The organism is Mycobacterium sp. 1274761.0, assembly GCF_001668615.1.
Classification (GTDB): Bacteria; Actinomycetota; Actinomycetes; order Mycobacteriales; family Mycobacteriaceae; genus Mycobacterium.
In genome coordinates this window covers 75,113-97,620 of the sequence record NZ_LZMC01000042.1, presented here as the reverse complement: position 1 = coordinate 97,620, position 22,508 = coordinate 75,113, and the positions used below count along the sequence as shown (strand labels likewise).

The 22,508-nt window shown below is 62.9% G+C and carries 22 protein-coding genes; 8 read left to right on the top strand and 14 right to left on the bottom strand.

Annotated elements, in window-relative coordinates; genetic code table 11:
• Positions 1-70 precede the first annotated feature (70 nt).
• Genes A5651_RS26390 through A5651_RS07670 form a run of 4 tightly spaced genes read left to right on the top strand, consistent with a single transcriptional unit; the run spans position 71 to position 2,410 of the window.
• Positions 71-403, top strand: a complete 333-nt coding sequence (locus tag A5651_RS26390) for an HNH endonuclease signature motif containing protein (RefSeq protein ID WP_082943631.1) — start codon at positions 71-73, stop codon at positions 401-403.
• An 18-nt stretch (positions 404-421) separates the two neighbouring features.
• Positions 422-682, top strand: coding sequence for a hypothetical protein (locus tag A5651_RS07680; protein ID WP_066977710.1), 261 nt, complete (start codon positions 422-424; stop codon positions 680-682).
• A gap of 52 nt (positions 683-734) precedes the next feature.
• Positions 735-1,739: a hypothetical protein gene (locus tag A5651_RS07675; RefSeq protein ID WP_066977707.1), complete on the top strand. Its 1,005-nt coding sequence runs from the start codon at positions 735-737 to the stop codon at positions 1,737-1,739.
• A gap of 14 nt (positions 1,740-1,753) precedes the next feature.
• Positions 1,754-2,410, top strand: a complete 657-nt coding sequence (locus A5651_RS07670) for a hypothetical protein (protein ID WP_082943630.1) — start codon at positions 1,754-1,756, stop codon at positions 2,408-2,410.
• A gap of 311 nt (positions 2,411-2,721) precedes the next feature.
• Here A5651_RS07670 and A5651_RS07665 read toward each other — a convergent pair whose 3' ends face one another.
• The 3 genes from A5651_RS07665 to A5651_RS07650 form a co-directional block, all read right to left on the bottom strand.
• On the bottom strand, positions 2,722-3,789 hold the full coding sequence (locus A5651_RS07665; RefSeq protein ID WP_156662703.1) for a hypothetical protein: 1,068 nt from the start codon (positions 3,787-3,789) through the stop codon (positions 2,722-2,724).
• A 707-nt stretch (positions 3,790-4,496) separates the two neighbouring features.
• A complete protein-coding gene (locus A5651_RS07655) occupies positions 4,497-5,099 on the bottom strand; it encodes a hypothetical protein (RefSeq protein WP_066977698.1) in 603 nt (200 codons plus the stop codon).
• 580 nt (positions 5,100-5,679) lie between these two features.
• Entirely contained in the window at positions 5,680-6,624 is a 945-nt protein-coding gene (locus A5651_RS07650) for an RNA ligase family protein (protein ID WP_066977696.1), read from the bottom strand.
• A gap of 139 nt (positions 6,625-6,763) precedes the next feature.
• Between A5651_RS07650 and A5651_RS25235 the strand changes: the two genes are divergently transcribed.
• Positions 6,764-8,287 carry a hypothetical protein gene (locus A5651_RS25235; RefSeq protein WP_066977693.1) on the top strand — a complete coding sequence of 508 codons (1,524 nt, stop codon included), beginning with the start codon at positions 6,764-6,766 and terminating at the stop codon, positions 8,285-8,287.
• A 1,010-nt stretch (positions 8,288-9,297) separates the two neighbouring features.
• Here the strand turns inward: A5651_RS25235 and A5651_RS07640 are convergent.
• The 3 genes from A5651_RS07640 to A5651_RS07630 form a co-directional block, all read right to left on the bottom strand.
• Entirely contained in the window at positions 9,298-9,669 is a 372-nt protein-coding gene (locus tag A5651_RS07640) for a hypothetical protein (protein WP_066977690.1), read from the bottom strand.
• Complete coding sequence (locus A5651_RS07635) at positions 9,666-9,980, bottom strand: hypothetical protein (RefSeq protein ID WP_066977687.1); 315 nt, start codon at positions 9,978-9,980, stop codon at positions 9,666-9,668. The genes A5651_RS07640 and A5651_RS07635 overlap by 4 nt, the downstream gene beginning before the upstream one ends.
• Positions 9,981-10,403: 423 nt before the next feature.
• Positions 10,404-10,868, bottom strand: coding sequence for a hypothetical protein (locus A5651_RS07630; RefSeq protein WP_066977746.1), 465 nt, complete (start codon positions 10,866-10,868; stop codon positions 10,404-10,406).
• A 312-nt stretch (positions 10,869-11,180) separates the two neighbouring features.
• Between A5651_RS07630 and A5651_RS07625 the strand changes: the two genes are divergently transcribed.
• Positions 11,181-11,618 (top strand): hypothetical protein, encoded by a 438-nt coding sequence (locus A5651_RS07625; RefSeq protein ID WP_066977684.1) that lies wholly within the window; start codon positions 11,181-11,183, stop codon positions 11,616-11,618.
• Positions 11,619-11,648: 30 nt separating this feature from the next.
• Here the strand turns inward: A5651_RS07625 and A5651_RS07620 are convergent, their stop codons facing one another.
• On the bottom strand, positions 11,649-12,269 hold the full coding sequence (locus A5651_RS07620; protein ID WP_066977681.1) for a TetR/AcrR family transcriptional regulator: 621 nt from the start codon (positions 12,267-12,269) through the stop codon (positions 11,649-11,651).
• A gap of 172 nt (positions 12,270-12,441) precedes the next feature.
• On the opposite strand from A5651_RS07620, the gene A5651_RS07615 reads away from it, so the two are divergent.
• Complete coding sequence (locus tag A5651_RS07615; RefSeq protein ID WP_066977678.1) at positions 12,442-13,722, top strand: cytochrome P450; 1,281 nt, start codon at positions 12,442-12,444, stop codon at positions 13,720-13,722.
• 3 nt (positions 13,723-13,725) lie between these two features.
• On the opposite strand, the gene A5651_RS07610 is transcribed toward A5651_RS07615, so the two are convergent.
• Positions 13,726-14,100, bottom strand: a complete 375-nt coding sequence (locus A5651_RS07610; protein WP_066977743.1) for a hypothetical protein — start codon at positions 14,098-14,100, stop codon at positions 13,726-13,728.
• A gap of 79 nt (positions 14,101-14,179) precedes the next feature.
• Between A5651_RS07610 and A5651_RS07605 the strand changes: the two genes are divergently transcribed.
• Positions 14,180-14,692, top strand: a complete 513-nt coding sequence (locus A5651_RS07605) for a hypothetical protein (protein ID WP_066977675.1) — start codon at positions 14,180-14,182, stop codon at positions 14,690-14,692.
• 28 nt (positions 14,693-14,720) lie between these two features.
• On the opposite strand, the gene A5651_RS07600 is transcribed toward A5651_RS07605, so the two are convergent.
• From A5651_RS07600 to A5651_RS07575, 6 genes are read right to left on the bottom strand one after another with little or no spacing between them, the layout of a single operon-like run.
• The gene (locus A5651_RS07600; RefSeq protein WP_066977672.1) at positions 14,721-16,376 is read right to left on the bottom strand and encodes an MCE family protein; all 1,656 of its coding nucleotides are present in this window, start codon (positions 16,374-16,376) and stop codon (positions 14,721-14,723) included.
• On the bottom strand, positions 16,376-17,701 hold the full coding sequence (locus tag A5651_RS07595; RefSeq protein WP_066977669.1) for an MCE family protein: 1,326 nt from the start codon (positions 17,699-17,701) through the stop codon (positions 16,376-16,378). The genes A5651_RS07600 and A5651_RS07595 overlap by 1 nt, the downstream gene beginning before the upstream one ends.
• Positions 17,698-19,197, bottom strand: a complete 1,500-nt coding sequence (locus A5651_RS07590) for an MCE family protein (protein ID WP_369803920.1) — start codon at positions 19,195-19,197, stop codon at positions 17,698-17,700. Before A5651_RS07590 ends, A5651_RS07595 begins: the two co-directional genes overlap by 4 nt.
• Entirely contained in the window at positions 19,169-20,287 is a 1,119-nt protein-coding gene (locus tag A5651_RS07585; protein ID WP_066977666.1) for an MCE family protein, read from the bottom strand. Before A5651_RS07585 ends, A5651_RS07590 begins: the two co-directional genes overlap by 29 nt.
• On the bottom strand, positions 20,287-21,309 hold the full coding sequence (locus A5651_RS07580; RefSeq protein ID WP_066977663.1) for an MCE family protein: 1,023 nt from the start codon (positions 21,307-21,309) through the stop codon (positions 20,287-20,289). Before A5651_RS07580 ends, A5651_RS07585 begins: the two co-directional genes overlap by 1 nt.
• Positions 21,306-22,502, bottom strand: a complete 1,197-nt coding sequence (locus tag A5651_RS07575) for an MCE family protein (protein ID WP_066977661.1) — start codon at positions 22,500-22,502, stop codon at positions 21,306-21,308. The genes A5651_RS07580 and A5651_RS07575 overlap by 4 nt, the downstream gene beginning before the upstream one ends.
• Between the last annotated feature and the right edge of the window lie 6 nt (positions 22,503-22,508).

Genomic DNA, 22,508 nt, shown 5'->3' with positions numbered 1-22,508 from the left:
CGCCCCTCCAGTTCAAACGCGGAGACGTGTGTGACCCACCCCTACCCCCTTCGAGCGGGCGGGGTAGCTGATGCCGTTTTCGTCAACCACGATTCGGGACCGGCGGCGGTCTGAGGTTCGGCGTCGGGATGGTGATGCACCGTGCGCGTTGCAGATCACCGCTGATTGTCGGGCGGTGGGTGGGGCGATTGATTACGACGCACGGCCGCCGCATCCGCGATCATTTACGGTCGACCATGTCATCAGCTCGGATGAGGCGTTGAGGTTGGGCTGGTCGCCGGTTGAGGCGGACGCGTTGGAGAACTGTGCTACGTGCTGTTGGCAGTGCAATCGTGAGAAATCCTCTGGTGTGCGGAGAACCGCGCCGATCCGTGAGACCTATCTGAATCCGCGGTTCGCATGACTGCGAAAGGTGTGCCTGATGGCCAAGTACGCGACGCTCGCTGAGGCGATGGTCGACAACAGCGATGAGTTGGCTGAGGCCGAGATGCGGTATCGGTTGCTGTCGGAGTCGTTTGAGGCGATGCCTCAGTTGCGGGCGAATCTGAATCCTGCGTTGGAGCGGGCGAAGGCGGAGATTCTTCGATTGCGGGCGGCGCGGGCTGCGGTAGCGCCTAGGTCGGAAGGGGGCGGCCAGGTGGTCGCGGTTGATCCTGCCCGCTTTCGCAAATCAACGGGCTGAAATGATGAAAGATGTTTTGCAGCAATGCTATTGGCTGACAGGAGAGTAAGCTGTGACGTTACCCGCTGATTGGATCGCTGGTGATGATTTCACCGCCGCCGACGAAATCAATGTCGAAACCGCCCTCAATAACCTCGCTAACGGTTCAACAGTCATCCCCAGGTATGTGAATATTTCCGGTGCATCAACTTTGACGTTGACGGTGGCGAAGAATATGTGGGTGTTCAACGGCACTACAGCAGCCGCTTGGACGCTGCCAGCTGTTTCGGGGAACACCGGGTACACGTTGTGGCTGTATAACCGCGGCACCGCCAATCTGACGGTGCAGCGCGCCGGCAGCGACCAGATTTACCACTCCGGGGGTGCGGTCACGTCGATGACGTTGCTGCCGGGCCAGTCGGTGGAACTTCTCAACGACGGCACGTATTGGCTGGTTTTCACGGGCGGCGCAGCGCAGCCCCCGTCGGTGGATAATTCGGCGAAGTCGACTGAGCAATCTGGTGTGGTCAGTCCCGCAACGTTCACGTGGAACCACACTGTCGGAGCCTCCGCGTCGAGGGTCATCGTCATCGTTTACGGCAGCAGCGGCATGACCGCATCCGCTACCGCCACTGTGACTTTCGGGGGCACCGCGCTCACCGAGTTGGGTAGTTCCGTCAATACGAGTGCTGGACATTGGCAGCGCTGGTTTATCGGCACACCCCCCGGTTCGGGGTCGAAGACCGCGAGTGTGACCCTCACACAATCAGGCGGCGCCACCCTGAACTCGGGTGGCGCGATGTCAATAACGTGCAACAACGTCACCACCGCGGCGGGGTTCACCACGTCCAGCACCGACGGGTCAGGCGCCACGCTGACTGTCACGCCAAGTAACGTGCCGAATCTGGTGGTGTTCAGCTCATACACCACCTTTGGTGGCTTGTCAGTGCCTATCGGAACTCGCCAAACATTGAACGGCAAAGTGGTTTCCGATGTCGTTTTGGCGCAGTCGAACTCGTTTCCCATTCAATGGGAGGCGGGCAGCCCGAGCTGTGCAGCGGCGCTGAATCTCTACTAGCAACTGGAGAAATCATGTTCGCCGCAATCAAGATGATGTTGACGCCCACCACTGTGGCGCTGCCGAACCCTGTCACCTTGATTGGCGTCAACCGCTCTGGCGTAAGTATCACCGGCACGTCCGACGTGCCGATCCCTGCTCATCAGGCCGGCGACGACATCTACATCATCGCGGCTCAATGGCCGACAAACACCGTTCCGCCGAAACCCGCTGCAGGCGGCACCGTTCCGGCGTGGGAGGACGTGGACGCCCCTGCGGGCTCGAACAACGTGGCGGCAAGGACAGCGCATTTCAAAGCGACGGCGAACAACCACACCTCAGGTGACTGGTCCGGCGCCAGCTTCGTCGGTGCGGTCGTGGTGCGCGGCGCGGACGCCACCACCCCGACCGGCGGGCACGCAATGCAAGGCGGCGCGTCGACCAACGGGGACTCCATCGCCCCGGCAGTCACCCTGGCGCGAAGCAACGGAACAAGCCTGCTGCTGCATCTCTGCGTCTCACCCCAATCCACCACGTGGGACGCTGCGCCAGCCGGATACACCAAACGGGCCGAAGGCATCGGTTTGTGCGTAGGAACGAAGAACAGCTCCACCGCTGATGGCAGCGTCACGTTCAGCGGCAACGCCGGCGCGGAATATCGCGCCGCAACAATCGAAGTCCGAGCACACTAAAGGGAAGGCAAACTGATGCCTCTTGCATTAAGAGTTGAAACCGAACTCGATCAGCGGTCCCTGTCGAATGTGCGTCAGCAGGGCCGAAAACGAACTCACCGAGGTTCATCGACAGCACACCCGCGCCAGGGCATCACGCCTGTCGTCCAGTTCCGACATCAGCCAGAACGGAACCCCGCCCGAGCCGTCTGCCCTATGATCGCGTGGGGACGGCACACAGTTAGCTCAGTGATGAGCTCTTCGGCAATAAAATCTTCGCCCACCGGACCAGGTGTGTGTTCTTAGACCACAACTGACGGTCTTCGGATGGCTTAGACGCCAATGAGTGCCTTAAGGGCGCTTACAATGCGGTCATCTGCTAGCCCACATAGAGTTCCTATGAGAAGCGCACTCCTCCAACTCACGGCCATCGTGAGGCCTTTTCCAAGGGAAGTGTATTCATACGCGTTGAAGAAAACTAACGCGACTATCGGGCCAACAAAGAGCTTGCCGTTGTTCGCCTGTAGGAAAGTTTCTTGAAGCGGGTTCGAGATATCTGACAGTGCTTCTCTGACAAAAGCGCCGAGCAAGGCCGCTACTATGACGACCAGATTCAGCGAGAGGGGATAAGGACTAATTTGCAAGTGGGTCGCGACTGAGATCGTCCTTTGAGCTTCGCCTGCTTCATATTCGCCCTCAAAGCCTAATTGGTATTTCCTTGGTTCAAGAGCTGGCCGCCTGAACTTCACCACATATGTACGTACGAAGGAGGATCCTGGCTCTATGGTGGTCAGACCCGTGCTGTCCGTCTCGGTGACCTTCGCTTCCACCCTGCGGAGCTGGTCGATCTTCGCTTCGAATATTGAGCGCAGAGTGTCCTCGTCGTTGGGGGGCGACTGTTCTGGCGCGCTGGGGGTGAACCACTTTTTGAGCGCTAGATCGGCATCTTCCGACGACTCGATCTTGAACAGGGCGCCGGCTAGGGAGTCATCATCTCGATCGTCCGACAGATCAAAGACCTCGCCGCCGATTCCGGTCAATAGGCCCTTCATTACAGAGGCATAGCGATCCCATATGTTTCGTGCTCCACTGGTGGGCGGGTTTGAGGACGATCGAGCAACGCGTTCAGCGGTTCTTCGTACTTGTTTTTGCTTCTCCTGAAAAGCGGGCATTTCACTGAACCGTTGGAGCAAAAGTATGTTCAACTCGTGAACAAGTTGATCTCTGCGCTGACCTGCTTGAACCATTGAGTTGTCGATTACATCTACAAGTCTGGCACCTACCGGAAGCCGAGGCTTAAGCGTAAGAATGGTGAGTGACGTGATTAGTGTGTTGTCGATGGTTAGTTTGTAGGCCACTTCGCGCGATCGGATGTCTTCAAATTGTTCGTCGAGCTTCACGGTTGGAGCCGCGGTTGTCCCATTAACCATTGGTATCGCCCCCCGCCGCCTGAGCCGCTTGATTAGTTACAGGTCGAGTATGCGCCGTTCTGAAAGAAGTCCGGTGACGATTGCTCAATTTCGGCGCTCCAGGAGGCGAGCACGAGAACCAAGAATACGCGGTGCGGTGGGCGGAAGCCGCCGACGACCTCTCTATATTCGATGTCGCTATCTCGGGGGCAAGTTGTGAGTGACCCACTGGTCGACACTCGGCGGCATTGCCCACCATCGGCTTCCGTAGTTGGTCGCTGATTCGCGTATCGCCAGTTCATACATCTGTTGGATCGCTGTAGCGATTTGCGCGTCAGGGACTCCTGGAAACATGCGTCGCCTGAGGTCGGCATCGGTGACCACGCGTTGCGCGATGGGTTTCGCGCGGTCTTCATCGAACGCGGCCGACGACGGGTAGGCCGATGCGTGATGAGTTCCCATCGCTGCGACGACGAAGCAGTACGCAATGTCGAACTGGCACAGTGAGTTCAGCGCAATGTCATGGTCTGTGAGTTCGCCGGGCCCTATTTGGTCGTCGGAAATGTCGGGCCGCATCGTCGGGTGTGCTGTGGATGAGTTTGTTGCAGGGTCTCTGGTGTTCCTTTGGTGCGACGCAGGCTGGCGAGAAGTCCACGGGGGGAAGTTTTCTTCCTTTGATGGGCGTTATCTGCGGCTGATTACATGTAACTGCGCAGACAATCCTGGTAGTTTTTCTCGCACTGTTCCAAAGCCCATTGCCTATCTTCAGGAGGCAAGTTCCTGGCGTTTAGGATGCAGGACTGGCGTTGCTCGGCGCAGAATTTCGCACGGCTTGTGCCGCTGTTTATTCCGCCACCCCCTGTTCCGGCCCCTCCTCCTGTGTCCACAAAGTCCCCGAAGTTGTCAAAGCCTGGGAGGTTGCGATTGAGCCCGTCGCGGTCGGAGAGCAGTCTTAAGCCGCTATACGGGAGGCGGTTCTGCTGGCCCAACGCTGCGGCAGTCTGGCTCAGCTGTCGAAAGATATCGGCGACGGTCTCGTTGGTGAAAGCGACTTCAGCGACGATCAGTCGCTTTCCGCAGCAAAGACGGACATCTTCGGTTGGAACCACTGCCTCGATGTCAGCCTTACTGACAGTTATCGTTTGTGAGCAAGCACATCGCCCGCCTACCACTGGAGTAACCGCGACACGGTCCTCGCCGGAGGATTCGATGGTGGCAAGCACCGGGAGGTCGCTCTGCCGTTCGAGCAACTCGTCGACGCTCAGGCTTGTCCTATCCGCGTGCTCCGTTGTTGGACCCACAGGATCGTCCTCCTCACGATTGAATCTGAATCACGGGGGTCTGCCGAGGATCAGTGCGCAAATCGTGTATTCCCGCTACTCCGGTACGTCATGAATGGTAGTCGTCCCCTTTACTGATGCAATGGTTCCATGCAAATCGCGCGAATTGGAGTAGCGCACTACACAACCCGTCACGCAGCGCCCAAGAAGAGATGTTCACCGCAAACGCTAACGGCAAGGAAAATTATGACTGTACGCTGATAAAAGAAAGGCTAACAACGTCCCGCTGTCATGACGCTGCCACAACTCCCGGAGAACTCACCCATGCGATTTGTGCATTAGTGCGGCGCGACAACTGACCTACAGTTCGGGGCCGGGATCTCTATCGTCGAAGTCTCGGCGGTGGCAGATCGTTCGCAGCCGTGGCGTGTAAAACGTGTCCCCGCATGTCTTGCAGTAGTGCGTTCGATGCATGATCCCGCAGTCACAGTGCGCTACACCCACGAGGGCGTTGCCCTTCAGCGTGTGCCCGTTGGCGCATCGGGCCGGCGCTAGTTCCTCCCAGCCACGGCGCGTGCGACGTAGCCGCATACCTTCGACGCTATGACGGCAGAACGACAGATCCGGGTTCGACGTTTACGATCCCCTTCAGCGAGGGATGCCGGAGACGGCCGGTGAACTCGCGGTAGTCGACGTTGACGACGACGGATGGGGTCAGCCAACGGGCGCCGTCGAGTCTGCGCAAATTACTGAAGGGTGATGTCGCGCAATCGAGTTCGGCGAACTTCGCGGCCAGCGTCCGTCGTAGCGGGCCGCTGAACCCGAACCCGACCTGGCCGCAGTAGACCAGCGCACCGCCGCTGTCGTGACCGCCAACTAGTAGCGATCCGACGCCACCGCCTCGGCCGGGCATCCAACCCCCGACCACCAGCGGTGCGCGGTGCCGCACAACACTTTTGATCCATGCCTGCGACCGCTGCCCCGGTTGATACACCGACGATGCGCGTTTGCACACCACACCCTCAAGGCGCATCTCCTTGACGATGTCGAACATCGCCTCCGAACTGATTCCTGTCCAATACGGCGAAGTCAGCACCAGCTTCGCCGTGAGGTCCAGGTCATCGAGGAGTCCACGGCGCTCGAGATAGGGGCGGCGCATCACGTCGGCGCCGTCAAGGTAGAGAACATCGAAGACAAAGAACATGGCCGGTACAGCGGCGACGAGGTGCGCGGGCGGGCGCGTGCTACGCATCCGACGCTGAATCAACGAAAACGAGGGACAAGCGTGCCGATCGATTGCAACGAGTTCGCCGTCGAGGATCGCGGTACGCCCCGCCAAGGCGTCGGCCAGGTGCTCGGTGATCTCCGGAAAGCAAGGCGTCATGTTATGCGCGTGACGGCTGAACAGTTCTGTGCGCCCGTCGACGCGGGCGAGGGCGCGGACACCGTCCCATTTCGCCTCGAACACATATCCGCTTGGATTCGTCGGCAGGGTGGCTGCGGTAGCCAGCATCGGTGCCGGCGGAAACGGGACGACCGCAGTCATGGCATAAGTCTGCCTGATCGGCTCGCACTAGTTTCCTGCTGAACGCGGTCACTTGCGTGCTATCGTCGGCGTTAATTTGCTGGCGTGGTTAGCGGCGGGTATCTGGCCTGGTTAGCCGCACGTCTGAGATCGGATGGTAGTGGCGAAGTCAGTTTTTCCCTTTGTCAGCGCGGGGTGCGCGATCGCAGGTGCCGGCAGCATCTGGCTGGCCAGTCCGCCCAGCGCCCCGGCGCATCCGGTGGCACCCCCCATTCAGGTTCAGTTGGCGTCGGTCGGGTCGACGCTGCCCCCACCGCTGTCCCCGCCGTCGTGCCCGCTGGATCCGTCGGGCTGCGGCAGCAACCTGTTCGGCACCAACTTCTCCACGCCCACCCCGAAGGGGCTGACCGCGGCGCTGCTCCCCACGCCTGGTGCGCCTATTCCCGCCGCTTCCACACCGAATCCGATCAGCGCCATCATCGGGATTTTCATCGGCAACGGAGCCGACGCCCCAGCGGACTGCACCGGGACAGCCTGCAACGGCGGCAACGGCGGGTTGCTGTTCGGCAACGGCGGGGCGGGAGCCAACGGCGGTAAAGGCGGCAACGCCGGCTTGTTCGGCGACGGCGGTGTGGGCGGCGTTGGGGTCGCCGGGGTGAACAACGGCACCGGTGGCGCTGGCGGCAACGGCGGTTTGCTGTTCGGTAACGGTGGCCGCGGTGGCGCCGGTGTGGCCGCCGACCTCAACAATGGCGTCGCCGGCAATGGCGGGGCGGGCGGCAACGCCCGGCTGATCGGCGCGGGTGGGGCCGGCGGCGCGGGTGGCCAGGGGCGCACCGGCACCGCTGGGGTCAACCCCACAGTCAGCGGCGCCGGCGCCGAGGGCTCCTACCCCGGAGGGACGGGCGGCGATGGCACCACGACTTTCGTCGGCGGAGTCCCGGTATCCAGCCAGGCCGGCGGCAAGGGCGGCCCGGGAGCCAACTCGTCACCTGGCGGCGCGACGAGTATCGGCGGACCAGGCGGCAACGGCGGAAACGGCGGCGTCGGCGCTCCCGGCGGCACCGGCGGGACGGGAGGGTACGCCAGCACCGCCGCCAGCGGCACGTCGTCTCAAGGCGGAACCGGCGGCACCGGCGGCACCGGGGGGAACGGCGTCGATAACGCCGGCACCGGTGGCCTTGGCGGCAACGGCGGTCCCGGCGGAGACGGCGGACTCCTCGGAGGCAACGGCGGCCCAGGCGGAGCGGGCGGCCAAGGCGGCACCGGTGGCACCGGGACGACCGGCGGAGCGGGCGGGGCGGGCGGAACGGGCGGCCAGGGCGTACTCGCCGGCGCCTGCCGGGACAATGGCACCTGTTCGCGAGCGGCGGGCAACGGCGGCACGGGCGGTAACGGCGGTAGTGGGGGTGCCGGAGGCGCCGGCGGAAACGGCGGAAACGGCGGCACCGGCGGCAACCATCGCGGGCTGTGGGGCACGGGCGGCGCCGCCGGATCGGCCGGTCCCGCCGGACAAGGCGGAGCCGGTGGCGCGGGGGGTGCCGCGGGTGCTGGAGGCAGTGCCGGCAGCACCGATCCCGCCGGTGGAGCTGCCGGCAGCCCCGGTGCCAGCGGCACGACCGGTGGCACGGGCGCGACGGGCTCCGCAGGCAGCGCCGGCAGCCCCGGAACCGCCGTCAAATAACTACCTCGACGCGGCCACGGAAGACGCGGGCACCGATATCGACATCTGCTCAGTGGAACTCCGCTTGAACTACCTGAAAGGGTGTACTACTCGTACTTTCTTCGGCAGCGAAGTGCCGCCGCTTTAGAGGAGTGGACCCGCCCCGTGGTGATTGGTGGCAGACAGATTCCGCGAAGGCGACGGTCAGCGGGGCAACGCTAGCGTCTTAACAAAGGGGATGAACCCCGCTGACCGCCTTGCAGGAACCGCCGGGGTCATCCCTCACCGTCGTTTCCCACTGACAACACTCGTTGCCGACGCTGGGTATGATCAAACACAGCATTCGGCCCGTCAGCAGGGGCGCCGATAGCTGCGGGCGCGCGTGAGTCTTAAACGACTGCAGTCGGTTGTCGTACCTTCGCGGCGCCTAGTCGACCGGTTGGTGCTTGCTGAGACTCCAATCAGATCGTTGACACTCGGGTGGGGTCTAAGGGTTGGGCTGGAGTGAGAATCGAGCTGCCCCCGGTATCTGGGACAGGAGCGTTCTTAAGGACGCACCACCCCTCGGGGTAGGTGCCTCCTGTCCACGTGCCGCCGGCCACAACGCAGCAGTCGAAACTGGCTGCGGTGCTGCCTTCTCGTGGCTTCAATTGCTTGTAGCAGGTGTTGTACGCGTCTATTTGCTTGACGGGCTGGGCCTGCGCTTCTGTGGCAGCGCCGAACGCACCGAGTGCGCCGGCGGCAACGATGAGGGTGGCGGACGCGAGCCTGCGGGCGAAAGCGGTCATGGTGTTTCTCTCCCCTTTTAGGTGGCACCCCTCATGGGGGTGCGATCATCTATTGGAAGAAATGGTCGCGTTCACCGGCACTTCGCTGTAATAGCCCAGCGGCCAGAGTCCGCTTGGGGCAAGAAATGATTTTCTATCCGCCGGGTAAGAGTGGCTGCACAGCAGACGCGGCCCGGGCGTGTCCGGAAGGTTTGGCCCGCCATCAGGGGAGCGGATGGCGGGCCGATTGGGGGAGACAGTAGGTCAGACGCCGGACATGTCCGTTTGGTTCCCCGACAGGAAGAAACCGCGCACCAAATCCGAACGGGTCTTCGCCTCCTCAAGCAAGAGCGCCACCTGTGCGCACACCGCGGCAAGCTGCCGCAGCGACTCAGGCTGGTTCATGAGTACCTGCGCGGTCCCTGATGTGTCCGGCAACCCGTCAATCGTCGCTTCGTACACAACGTCTAGCGGGTGTTCATCGTTGGGATGCCAGTAGCAATACCGCTCAACCTTCCCGACGATGTGGCCGGCAGTAACAACCGCATACGGGTCGATCATGTCGACCACATTGGCGCCGATGTTCGGGATGGGCGGCAACTCGCGGCGCTCGATACGCACCTCGGTGGCGGTCATCGCTGCGCCCCGTCCAGGATTTCGCAGGTGTCGGCGAGGTTCAGCAGCATCGCCGCCAACCGCCGCGCATCCTGCACTGTCAGATCGTCGCCGCGAGACTGGATCGCCTCGTCGAGCCGCATCATGATGCTCCGCCCTGTAGTGCCGCGGGCGTACTGGACGCCGTGAATGGTGAGCGTCGCGTCCCCGATATCGATGGGGGCGTGTTCGAACGGGCGGCCCCGGTCAGCACCGTCGCCGCGCCATTCGCCGACGTGCACAGCGCCTGCGGGCGCACTCAGGTATTGAGTGGGGTCGTAGGTGGTTGTCATCAGTTCTCCCTTCTGCGGGAGTGAAGTCAGTCAAGGATATTTGCGGTATCCACGCTCGCTGACCACCAGCATTTAGCCATGTCATGCACAGCGCACAGCAGCCCATAGTGGCCATCTATCTGTACTGAATGACGGCTATCGCCCCTCTAGGCATAAGAGGGCTGGCACACACACAGAGCCTGTCTCCACATCGAAACCTGGGCGACAATTCATCGGCCGCTCAAACTACTTACAACTCGGGCCGGGTTGTCGCTCGTCGCGGTCTCGACGGTGACAGATCGTGCGCAACCGCGGCGTATAGACCATGCCCCGCACGCCTTGCAGTAGTGCGTCCGATGCATGAATCCGCAATCACGGTGGGCCGCCCCGACAAGCGCATTGCCCTTGAACCGGTTCCGTGAAGGCCTTCCCGGGCAGGGCTCCTCAGGCCCCCTCGCGGCCCTGAGCATCGAGATAGGCCGCGGCGCGCTTGAGTATCAGCACCGCGTCGGCCGCGGTGGTGTGCACATCATCGTTGAAGGCGTCCAGATTCGCCCAGTTCGATGACTCGGCGGAATTGGCCAACCGCACCAGTAGTAACTCCAGCCGATCTACTTGCCGTTGCGCCGCGTAGGGCTGTCCGCTGTGCCAGTAGCCAGCTGCGGTACGTAACGCGCCTCCCAGGCAGAAGCTGCATGGGGAAGCCACGGGCTCGGTGCGTACGCGGTAAGCACCCGCGCCCACGTGCGCGGTTAACATCCGCACCCACTCGCCCGGGGAGTCGACTGCTGGGTGCACCTGAGTGCCATCGGCGTCGCGGCAGTAGGCGCCTTGGGTCCACCCACCGTCAGCCTCGATGAGCGCGAGGGCGCCCTCGATTACCTCCCGGTCGGTATTCATGTCAGCCATACCTTCAAAGTACGAAGTGCCGCCGCGCGACAACACGGGGTTGACCCTACGATTGATGGGGGTTAACCCCCCTGACGCGACCTTGTGTACGACGACCCCGCTGAATGGTGACTCAGCGCCGACGCAGGTGTTGGCGTTGCCTCCGCTCTAGATGCGTTCGTGCGTAGGCAACCGCCACTTTCGCGAGACGTGAGCCGAGTGGCGTTTGCATTTGGGGTTAGGACAAAGCGGCAAAACGGTCACGCACGTTTGCGATAGTCGGCGCACCGTGATCCGCTATGCCCGGTGAAAGTCTTGTTCTAAAATTCGGAAATGATGCTTCCGGCGCGCTGGGCTGCCTTGACACTGCTAGTTGCGGCCGCCATCGGAACACCAATCGGCGTCGCGCAGGCTGAACCCGTGGATCCGCCGCCCGGGCCGCCGCTTCGCCATGTACAGTACAGCGTTTGGTCCGAAAAGCCGTACAGAGCCGAGATCTATTACCGCGACACAGATCCGCCGAACTGGGGCGAGTACAGCCACAACCCGTATCTGTACAGCCCTAACATCGAGGTGGACGTCGGGCCCGACCGCAAATGGAACATGGACACCTACCTGGCGAACCCCGACGCCTGGGCAATGGTCGTCACAAGCATCCAGACCGACTCGCAAGCGACACCCAACCTGCACTGCGTGCTCGCAGTCGACGGCGTCGTCGCCAAGACCGCCCAAGGCCCCAAGGGCGCTTTGTGCTCGATTCGCCCTTGGTAAGGCGTGGCCGATTCGCCCCTGGCAGGACGGCTATCCGCCCGCTGAAGCAGCTGCCTTCATCGACTCGACCGGCTCTCCTTCGAGCTCGCGCAGCCAGGCCTCGACGAATTCCAGCGTCTCGGTATGCCCCCCCGACATGCCCAGTGCCGTCTCCATGACGAGCATGCGGGACAGGCTCGTGGCGAACACCGCCCATACCACCGGCGGAACCTCTGAAGCGTCGATGCCGTAACGCTGCAGCGTCTCGCTGATCACCTTGCGCTCGCGCTCGCGGAACAATTCGCCGTAGCGCGCGAACTCGGCCCGCAACTCATCGCGATGGATGGCCAATGCCATGAACTCGACGGTGAAGGCAGTGATTCTCGGATCGGAGCTATATCTCCACAGCGCCCACAGGGGCTGCTCGGACTTCAGTGCCCGCTCTTGGGCCTCGAGCCCTTGCTCGGCGCGCCTGCGGAACACCGCCAGGTACAGATCGCCCATCGTGCGGAAGTAGTAGTGCACCAACTGCGGTTTGAGGCCGGCCTTCTCCGCGACCCGCCGCGACGTCACCGCCGCGTAGCCTTCCTCGAGCATCAGCCGCTCGGCGGCGTCGAGCAGCACGGCACGATTCTTCGCGTCCGGCGCCCCGATTCTGCGCTCCGATGCCATCCCCGGCGCCACCTTTCCTGCTGCCCACACCCGCGACACCCCCGAAACGCCGATGGTAGCGGCCTCCCGGCTCGTCGCCTTGACCCTGACCTCAGCCCCATGCTAAGCAGGTGCTCAGCAGATTTTTCGTCATTCGACAACATCATCATTCCGGCCCGGGAGGCACGAACCAATGACCACAGATTTCGACTCGGTGGACTTCTTCACCGACCCGGCTCTCGTGCCCGACCCGCACCCCTATTTCGACCACCTCCGGTCCAAGGACTCCACCTGCTGTCCGATCAACAATGGCGTGCTGGCAGTCACCGGCTGGGAAGCCGCCAACGCGGTCTACCGGGACGTCGAGAACTACTCAGCCTGCGTCGCGGTGGCAGGTCCGTTCACCCCGATCCCTTTCACCCCGGAGGGCGACGACATCACGGCGCAGCTCGAGGCGCACCGCACCGAGATCCCGATGTATGAGCACATGGTCACGATGGATCCGCCGCATCACACCAACGCCCGATCGCTGCTGAGCCGACTGCTGACGCCCAAGCGGCTGAAGGAGAACGAGGACTTCATGTGGCGCCTCGCCGATCGCCACATCGACGAGTTCATCGACGACGGCAAGTGTGAATTCCTGGCCGCCTACGGGAGGCCGTTCTCGCTGCTGGTGGTGGCCGACCTACTCGGTGTTCCCGAGGAGGATCATGAGGAGTTCCGCGAGGCCTTCGGCGCACAGCGGCCCGGGAGCAACATCGGCGGCCTGGACCACGAGCCGATCGCGGCGAACCCTCTGGAGTGGGCCGACGAGAAGTTCTCGCACTACATCGAGGACCGTCGCAAAAACCCGCGCGATGACGTTCTCACCGGCCTGGCGACGGCGCTGTACCCCGATGGCTCAACCCCCGAGGTGGTGGATGTGGTGCGCACCGCCACTTTCCTCTTCGGCGCGGGCCAGGAGACGACGGCCAAGCTACTCAGCGCGGCGATGCGGGTGCTCGGCGATCGCCCGGACATCCAGGACAAGCTACGAGCGGACCGCAGCCTCATCCCGGTCTTCATCGAGGAGTGTCTGCGGATGGACAGCCCGGTGAAGAGCGTGTTCCGGATGGCCCGCAAGACCACCACGCTGGGTGAGACGCCGGTCCCTGCGGGCACCACGGTGATGGTCAGCCCGGGCGCCGCGAACCGGGATCCCTCTCGCTTCGAGAACCCGCACGAGTTCTCACTCGACCGCAAGAACGTCCGCGAACACATCGCTTTCAGCCGCGGCATCCACTCCTGCCCCGGCGCGCCGCTGGCCCGCGTCGAAGGCCGCGTCAGCATCGAGCGCCTGCTGGATCGGTTGAGCGACATCACCATAGACGCGGACAAACACGGTCCGGCGGGCGCGCGCCACTACACCTACGAGCCGACGTTCATCCTGCGCGGGCTGACCGAGATCAACATCAAGTTCACCCCGGTGGGGTGACCTCTACAGATCGCCGCGCTCCCACCGACTCAAGCCGTCACGGGCATTGCAGGTGAGGAAGAGGCCGTCGGGTGCCTGCGCGACCTCACCCTCCTCCGCCGGGCAGAAGTCTCCTTCGTTCTTGATGCCGTGCATCTCAGGTGAGCGAAACCACCGCGGCTCGTACCGTCTCGGCGAGCCGCAGAACACGAGCCTGCCCCAGTCCGTGACACCGAACGCGTAGTAGGTCGGATTGTCGCAATAAGAGCCGAGGACGATGTGCGGGGCGATGCCTGGCGTGCAATCGGGATAGTTGCACTCGTCTGCGGCAGCGGGTGGAGCGGACGCCAACAATCCAGCGGTCATGACTCCGGCGAGCGCCGCGTTCAGGGATCGCACATCGGCCATTCTCACACACCACCGAAACCAAATTCTCTCTTTCAGAGAGCAGCACTTCAACCGGCGATAGGCTGGTGCCATGGGTGGAAAGCGTGTCGTCGGAAGCATTGTGACAACGGCATCAATCGCGCTCGGAGCGCTGGGTACCGCGCCGCCGGCGCAGGCAGACGCCCCCAACCTCAACGGTCGCTACCAAGCGTTGTCCAACGGGCAGTTCGCCAGGACCAACGACGTCTTCAAGGATGAGCGAACAATCGTGGAGACCTGGGATATCTCAACGACCTGTAAGAGCCCCATCGAGTGCCTCGGTGAGGTGAAGAGTTCGGCCGGCTGGACGGCGCCGATCACGTACGACGGTGATGTGTGGAACGTCAAGCGCGCCATTCCGAACTGGGAAGCATGCCCAGACGGCACCTACGCCGAGGGCGCACAGAACATCATTTTCTGGGGCATCGATCCCGTGAAAAACGAACGCCGACCGACCTTCACCACCCTCCTCGGCGGCCGGGACATCACGATGTCCCCGTCGGGTTCCTGCGGAATCAACAAGTCCCTGCAAATCGAACTGCCCTTCCGGCTGGACAAGTTGTAGCCCCAGCGCTTCCGGTGCCGAGCGGCCGTCAGATCGGGAGCAGATCCTTCCACGACTTCGGGTGTCCACCCGCCGCGAGATTCTGCACCTGCTGCAGCCGACCGTCGGGGGTCAGATAGTTTCCCGTGCGCGGGTCGTAATGCGTGATCGCCACCGATGGTCCGCCGCTTGCGTTGCTGTTGAAGGCACTTGGCGCAGCCGGGACTGCGCCGTCCGCGGGCGGCGGCGCAGGTATCGGCACGCCGTTGAGAGAATTGCCCGGTGGCGGCGGTGCAGGCACGGCCGCCGGCGCGACCGCCGGAGGCGGCGGACCAGGCGGCGGAGCGCCAGGTGGCGGAGCATCGGGCGCCGTGCCCGCGGGCACCGCGCCGGGAGGCCTGGGGGTGCCCTCTACCGGAGCGTGGATCCGGTCGTTGAAGTCGACGCGGTCATCGGGTGGCACGCCCTGAGCGATCAGGTTCGGGTCGAACGGATACGGCCCCAAGGAGTGCTCCCGGATCGCCGTGGGGATGTATCCCCTTGGGTCGTTGCAGAGTTCGACGGTCGGCGCGCGTTTTCCGGGGTGCTCGATACACGGGTAATTGCGCGCGCCGCGCACGTTCATCGGGGAATCCTGCGGCAGCTTGCAGTACAGATTGTCAGGGGTATCGATGATCGACAGGTCCTCGGGCGATCGCCACGACGACGGCGGTAGAAAGCCAACGGTGCACGCCGGTGGATCGGTAATGGTCAACGCGAAATCACCCAGCGGTAGACCGTTGACGTTGTTCTTCGGGATGCCGAACGCCTGCTCCATCGAAAGCGCGGCCGGAAGGATCACCAGCACCTGTTCGATGGCCGGGTTGTAGGTGAGGAGGATCTGGCCCAAAGTGTTGAGGTTCGCGAGCAAGATCGGCAGCGTCGGCTTGATCTGATTCAGCAGTGTGCTGACCTCTTGGGCGAACCCGGGTCCCTTTTGCAGTATCGCGCGGATTTGCGGATCGTCTTCAGCTAGTTGCTGTGTCACTCCGGACAGGCTGCGCGCCCACGTCCGGATAGCGTCCGCCGTTTCGGCTTGTGAATCCAAGAGCGGGCCGCTGTCATCGATCAACGCCTTCGTCTGATCCGAGACGGCCGTGGCGTCCTTGGTGACCGTGGAAGCCGAGTCGACCAGTGACTGGAAATCGGGGCCCGCCCCGTTGAACGCCTTGAACGTCTCGTCGAGCAGGTCGGAAATCCTGTCCTTGGGAATGCTACCCACCAACGAGTTGAGCTGATCCAGCACCGGACCGACTGCCTGCGGGATCGACGTGTTCTCTTTGGCGATCACCGACCCGTTCTGCAGGAAGGGGCCAGAGGCGGTGCGTGGACGCAAGTCGACGTACTGCTCGCCCACCGCAGACACGCTGCGGACATCCGCCTGGAGATCGGCCGGAATCTTCGGCGACCTGTTAAGCGTCAAAGTGGCTTCAGCTCCGGTTCGCGTCAGCTTGACGTCAGTGACCTTGCCGACTTGCACACCCCGGTATGTCACGTTGGAGAACTTGTACAGGCCACCCGCCGCCGGCAGTTTCATCGTCACGGTGATCCGTCCGATGCCCAGTAGGGTCGGCACCTGGATGTAGGTGAACAACATGACGGCCACACCCACGATCGAAGCGATCGTGAAGATGATCAGCTGGTTGCGCACAAAGCGCGTCAGCATCAGCCACCCCCTTCAGGTGTGGGTGCTATCTCGGCCGGGGGCGCCTGCGGTGCCGCCGATCCTGGCCCATACGGGCCCGCAAAGATTTGGGAAGACGTCGTCAGCGGCGCGGCCGCGCCCGGCATCGTCGGCGGTGGCGATACCGGTAGCAGCGGTCCGGTGACCGGCGGCATCGGCGCCCCTGGGGCCGCCGCAGGCGCGGGTGGCGGCGCTTCCGGCGGCGGGGCAACGCCGACGTTCATCGGGGCATATGAGTAGGTCAGGTAGAAGGGATCGCCCGGCGCGGGAATCATTTTCGCGTTCTCGTCGCCCCACCGGGTGCCGAGGAACAGTGTCCTCTTGAGCCGCGGATAGGTGATGTCGAAGATCGCATAGAGGTTGATGTAGTCACCTCTGGTGATCTTGTCGGCGAACGTCGGACCATACGGAAATGCGGTGGCGAAGATCAACGCGTTGAACAGGTCAGGCCCAATGTCCGCGAGCGACCTCAGAATCGGGTCGAGATTCCGGAGGTCGGTCACCAGGTCGTCGCCCGCGTCATTGACCAACTGCGCTGCGGTGTCCCCGAACTCGCCCAGCCTCGTAAGCGCAGTTGTCAGTAACGGCCGCTCCTTGATCAGCACGTCCAACGCCGGAGGTATCTCCCTGAGCGCGCGGTCGATCACCTCACGCTGCCCGGCGAATGTTCCCGCCACCCGGTTGAGTTGCTGGATGGTCGTGATGATGTCGTCACGTTGCTGATCGAGGACGCCGACGAAATTATCGAGATGGGTCAATAATTCGCGAATTTGGGGTTCGCGTCCGGCCACTGCGACGCTCGCATTGTGGATGATGTCCCCGATCTGCCCCAGGCCACCGCCGTTGAGTACCGCAGAAAGGGACGACAGCGTCCGTTCCGTTGTCGGATAGGTCGCGGATTGCTTCAACGGAATCGTAGTGCCGGGTTGCAAACGGCCGCTCGGCTTTTCACCAAGGGGAGGGTTGAGCGCCAAGTGCATGGACCCCAACAGGCTGGTCTGGCCAACCGTGGCCACCGCGTTGGCCGGCACCACGACCTCCGGCTTCACCGAGATCTCCACGTCGGCGTGCCAGTTGTCGACCTTCATCGGACCCACACTGCCGACGACGACGTCGTTGATCAGGACCGGCGAATTCGACTCCAACGTCGCCACATTGGCGAGCTCGACGTGGTAGGTCGCCGCACCCGGTCCTCGTCCCACGGCTCCGGGTAACGGCAGCGAGTTCAGGCCCTGGAAGGCACACCCTGTCAGAGACACCGCAAGGCACGAACCGACGATCGCCAGTCGCTTGATTGCGCGCGTCATGACGGCGGCGCTCCTTCCGCAGGAAGCAGTGGCCCAGGAGGCTGCGGAGCTTGCCCGGGTAGCAGCAGGTTGTCGACCGTCGGCGGCGGCCCCGCAGGCACATTCGAGACCACCCTGGGCGGGCCCGGGATGGCCGCGCCGGGAAAGAGTGCCGGCGACGGCGGGATCGGTGCGTCGTTGCCCGGCGAATAGATTCCAGGCGGCCCCGGAGGAGCGCCCCAACCGGGGGGTGGTGGGATATCGCCCGCGCCCAGGTAGGCCGAAACCGATGGAAATGGCTCCGGCGGGTCGCCGGGCCCCGCGCCGCCGGGGGCGAGCTTCGGATCCGTGTAGATGAGGTAGTCAGGGTTGATCGACGGTCGCAGGTAGGCGTTGAACGGCAACGGGATGTTGTTGAAGTTCAGCAGGCGCAGCACCGGGCCGAGGTATTGCGCGCAGAGTTTCGCCGTTTCGGGTGCGGTGGTATTCGCGATTCCGCCGATCAAACCACAGAAGAAGTAGACCGGGTTGGAGAAGTTCACCAGCGAGAACGCGCCCGAAACCGCACCTCCGTTGGGGTAGTAGATGTTCTCGAAGTTGGCTAGCGCGTTGGGCGCGACGTGCAGGATGTTCTCGAGCGACATCTTGTTGTCGACCAGCACCTGGGTGACATCCGCCAGCCGGGCCACCTGCTCAGCGGCCTCGTTGCGAGTGCCCGCCACGAAGCGCTGCACTTCACCGATCGCCACCGACAGATCCGACAGCGCCGCGTCCAGATCAGACCTGCTGTCGTTGACGACGCTGGTGAGGCTGGCCAGCCTGTTCTCGAACAGAACGATCTGCTCTTTGCTGTCGCGGAGGGCGGCCACGAAGATCTGCAGGTTCTTGATGATGTCGACGATGTTTCCGCTGCCTTCGGCGAAGATCCTTGCTGCACCGGATAGTTGGGCGAGTGTCTGCCGAAGCTTGTCCCCGTTGCCCCCGAGCGCGTTGGCAGAGCTGTCGAGGAAGCGTGAGATCGAGGTGTCGGAAATGCCCGAGCCGGGCTTGGGTCCTAGATCAGTCGCAAGCCGCATCAACTGCTCTTTGACTTCATCCCATTCGACGGGTACGGCGGTTCGATCGGCGGGTATGACCGCACCGTCGCGCATGGTCGGTCCGCCGCCGTTCCGATATGCAGGCGTGAGCTGGACGTAGCGGGCGGCGACCAGGTTCTGTGCGACGATGACGGCTTTGGCGTCGGCCGGAATGGCTATACCGTGATCGACTTTCAGTGTCATCTTCGTCTGGGTGCCGTCAGGCTTGATCGAATCGATCGAGCCGACCTTGACGCCCGACACGCGGACCTCATCGCCGGCGTAGATCGCCGTCGCGGTCGGAAAGTAGGCGGTGATGGTGGTCGGCCCGAAAAAAGCTTTCCGGACGAGCACGATGGTTCCGGCCACCAACACGACGACCAGTAGGACCGCCGCCAGCATGGTTATCCGCTTACGGTTGCGGTTCACCCGGATCCCCATCGTCAGGAAGGTCTCCCGGTTGCGGAATGCTGTTGACCGGGAAGGGTAGCTCTGATCGCGGACCGGCGTTGTCCGGCGGTTGTCCGGCGTTCACCCCGCGCCGGAAGCCGAATGCGTAGTCGAGGAACGGTTGCAGAATCTGGGCGGGCGAGATGTTGGGGATGAGCGCGTTGTAGTAGGCGCCGTTGGAGACGATTTCACCCTGGGTCACCAGATACTTCTTGATCCCCGGCAGCATCTTCGACACGTTCTCCCGGTTCTTCTGCAGCACTGCCAGGACGGAGTTCAGCTTGTCCAGCGTCGGTTTGAGTTCCTTCTCGTTGTCAGCGACCACGCCGGTCAGCTCCTTGGACACAGCCGAGGTGCTCGCGAGCAGGCTGGTGATGGCGTACCGACGGTCGTTGAGGACGCCGACCAGGTCGTTGGCGTTCAGGATCAGCGTGTTCACCTGCGCACTGCGTTCAGAGAGGATACCGGTCACGTCGCCCGCGGTCTTCAACAGCTCCGCCAGGCTCTCGTTGCGGTTGTTCAACGATCTCGACAGCCGCGAAAGGCCATCGAAAGTCGGGCCGAGTTGCGGCGCGATCTGGTCGAGCGTCGAAGCAAGGGTGTCCAGCGACTGATTCAACGATTGAGTGTCGGTCCCTGCCGTGTTCGTGGTGAGCTCACTGACCGCGTCGGTCAACGAGTAGGGCGATGTGGTCCGTGAGATTGGTATGACCGCGTTGGGCTTCAATGTGCCGCTGCCCGCCGATTCCAGCGCGAGCACCCGCTCTCCCAGCAGGGTGCCGGTACGGATGTGTGCGGTTGTGTCGCTGCCGAGAGCGTATTTGCCGCTGACGGTGAACCCGACGAGTGCGTCACCGTTGTCGAGCTTGATCGATGAGACCGTGCCCACCTTGGTGCCCGATACCGTCACGTCATTGCCTTCGACCAGCCCACCGGCCTCGGAGAACAGCGCGTTGTACCGCAGCGCAGAGGCCCACGCCACCAGTCGCTCGGGCTGTAGTCCGACAGTGATGGTCAGGATGGCTAGCACGATGCCGATGATCCCGGCCCGCGCCAGCTGTGATCCATGATATTTGAGCACTACTCCGCGCACCTCCCTTGGAGCTGCTTGATCCACGGGAACACCACGGTGCGGCCCTGTAGATCGCTGGCACGGAAGCTGATCCCGCAGATGTAGTACGGGAAGAAGGACCCGTAGGAGCCGACTCGCGCGAGTTTGGCATAGATATTAGGCAAGCGCTGAATCGTGGCGTCGAGTCGCGGGTTGTCATTCGCGAGGATCGGAGCCAGCCTGCTGAGCTGATCGACGGTGCCGTTCAACGGCTCTCGCGCGCGACCGAGCAGATCCGCGAGGGAGGTGGTTCCGTTGTTCAGCGACTCGATCGCCGTCCCGATGGGGTCGCGATCCTGGGAGAGTCCGGTGACCAGGCGCTCGAGCCGATCAACCGCGCCGGAGAACTGGTCTCCGTCTTTGTCGAGCGTATCGAGCACCGTTTTGAGTTGGTCGATCAACTGCTCGATGATCTGATTGTTGTCTGCGAGCGAGTTCGTGAAACTCGACGTCTTCGACAACAACGAGTCCAGCGTGCCCCCTTGGCCCTGCAGGATCTCGACCAACGATCTCGTGAAAGTATTCACGTCCTGTGGATTCAGGCCCCGGATAACAGGCTTCAGTCCGCCGAGCAGGAGATCCAGGTCGAGCGCGGGCGCCGTTCGGTCGATGGGTATCTGTCCGCCTGCCGCGAGAATCCGCGTGGACCCCGGTCCGTCCAGCAGTTCGAGGTAGCGATCGCCGACCAGGTTCAAGTAGCGGATCGCGGCTTTGGTGCCGGTCGTCAACTTGATGTCGCGATCCGCGTCAAAGTTGACGAGGACCTTTCTGTCCGCTTGCAACGCAACGTCTTTCACGGTGCCGACACGTATGCCCGCGACTCGCACGCTGTCGCCGGACTTGAGCCGCGAGGCATCGGTGAAAACGGCCGAATACCCGTTGGTGGAACCGGTCCTTGTCTCGGCGAAGATAAAGAACAGGAACGCGGTCAGCACCGCCATCACCAGCGCGAAGGCGGTGAACTTGATCAGAGTGCTGATTGATCGGGTCATCCTGGCATTCCAACTTGTGCGGTGTTGCGCGGCGGTCCGTCGAGTGGTCCGAACAGCCAGTTCTTGAGTCCCTCTGAGTTCAGCAGAATGCCTTGATTGCCGTACTGCGCCGGGTTAGCGCCGACGTCGCCGACAACGAACGGGGACCTGAAGCCGGGAGGAACCTCTGGCAGGCTCAGCTCCTTGCAGAGATCGCGACCGCCGGTCGTGGCGGCGACCTTCGGCAGATCATGCGGATAGCGATACCGCTCGACGCCGAGGGTGAGGCCGGCACTGACGAGGATTCCCGGAGACTGCGGCGGCGATATCGTCAGCGGCACAAGGCCGCCGATCCCGCACGTGATTTGTTTGTCGTACCTGGCGAGCAGGTCGGTGGTCGGCACGAGAACGTGCAGCAGATCTGTCAGCGCCTGACGGTTGCCGCCGATGACCTCGTTGCCGATCTGCGCCAGACCGATGGCGCTGACGAGGAATTCGTCGAGATTCTGCTGCTCGTCGACAATAGAATTGCTCACCCGGGTGGTGTTCTCGATGGTCGACATCAGGTCCGGCGCAGCATCGCCGTAGGCATTGAACGTAGGGGCGGCGGCGGCGATGTCACGCGACAAGTTCGGCAGGCTGGGTTCGATCTTGGCCAGCAGAGCGTTGAGGTCGGACAAGGTCTGGCCGAACTTCTCGCCGCGGCCGTTGAAGGCCGACGAGATCGCACCCAGCGTTTCGTTCAACTTGGCCGGGTCGATCTTGTCGAGCACTGAGACCAACTGCTGAAACACCGTGTTGATTTCGACGGTTACGTGCTGGCTCTGTATGACTTGGCCAGCGCGCAGCGTCTGCGGCGACGGGTCCGGCGGCGAGTTCAGCTGGACGTATTTGGCGCCGAAAACCGTGTTCGACGTGATGTTGACGAGCACGTTCGACGGAATGAGCGCCATCTGCGACGGTTCCATGGCCAGGTGCAGCGCCGCAGTCCCGTCGGCCCGATCCTCGATGTCTTCGACCTTGCCGACCTGCACGCCGCGCAACTTGACCTTGGCGTCTTTGTCCATCACCAGACCCGCGCGGTCCGAGATCACCGTCACCGGAATTGACTTGGTGAACGTTCCGCGGAACAGCGCGATCGCGAGCGCGATGATCAACGCGATCGCCAGCACGAAGCCCAGGCCCGCGAGCGGACGCACCGCATTGCTCTTCATCACACC

Bases quoted from the DNA above. Each gene is read 5' to 3' on its own strand.
- A5651_RS26390 (WP_082943631.1), top strand. From the start codon at position 71: ATGCCGTTTTCGTCAACCACGATTCGGGACCGGCGGCGGTCTGAGGTT.
- A5651_RS07680 (WP_066977710.1), top strand. From the start codon at position 422: ATGGCCAAGTACGCGACGCTCGCTGAGGCGATGGTCGACAACAGCGAT.
- A5651_RS07670 (WP_082943630.1), top strand. From the start codon at position 1,754: ATGTTCGCCGCAATCAAGATGATGTTGACGCCCACCACTGTGGCGCTG.
- A5651_RS07650 (WP_066977696.1), bottom strand. From the start codon at position 6,624: ATGACTGCGGTCGTCCCGTTTCCGCCGGCACCGATGCTGGCTACCGCA.
- A5651_RS07640 (WP_066977690.1), bottom strand. From the start codon at position 9,669: ATGACCGCCACCGAGGTGCGTATCGAGCGCCGCGAGTTGCCGCCCATC.
- A5651_RS07635 (WP_066977687.1), bottom strand. From the start codon at position 9,980: ATGACAACCACCTACGACCCCACTCAATACCTGAGTGCGCCCGCAGGC.
- A5651_RS07630 (WP_066977746.1), bottom strand. From the start codon at position 10,868: ATGGCTGACATGAATACCGACCGGGAGGTAATCGAGGGCGCCCTCGCG.
- A5651_RS07625 (WP_066977684.1), top strand. From the start codon at position 11,181: ATGATGCTTCCGGCGCGCTGGGCTGCCTTGACACTGCTAGTTGCGGCC.
- A5651_RS07620 (WP_066977681.1), bottom strand. From the start codon at position 12,269: ATGGCATCGGAGCGCAGAATCGGGGCGCCGGACGCGAAGAATCGTGCC.
- A5651_RS07615 (WP_066977678.1), top strand. From the start codon at position 12,442: ATGACCACAGATTTCGACTCGGTGGACTTCTTCACCGACCCGGCTCTC.
- A5651_RS07605 (WP_066977675.1), top strand. From the start codon at position 14,180: ATGGGTGGAAAGCGTGTCGTCGGAAGCATTGTGACAACGGCATCAATC.
- A5651_RS07600 (WP_066977672.1), bottom strand. From the start codon at position 16,376: ATGCTGACGCGCTTTGTGCGCAACCAGCTGATCATCTTCACGATCGCT.
- A5651_RS07595 (WP_066977669.1), bottom strand. From the start codon at position 17,701: ATGACGCGCGCAATCAAGCGACTGGCGATCGTCGGTTCGTGCCTTGCG.
- A5651_RS07590 (WP_369803920.1), bottom strand. From the start codon at position 19,197: ATGGGGATCCGGGTGAACCGCAACCGTAAGCGGATAACCATGCTGGCG.
- A5651_RS07580 (WP_066977663.1), bottom strand. From the start codon at position 21,309: ATGACCCGATCAATCAGCACTCTGATCAAGTTCACCGCCTTCGCGCTG.
- A5651_RS07575 (WP_066977661.1), bottom strand. From the start codon at position 22,502: ATGAAGAGCAATGCGGTGCGTCCGCTCGCGGGCCTGGGCTTCGTGCTG.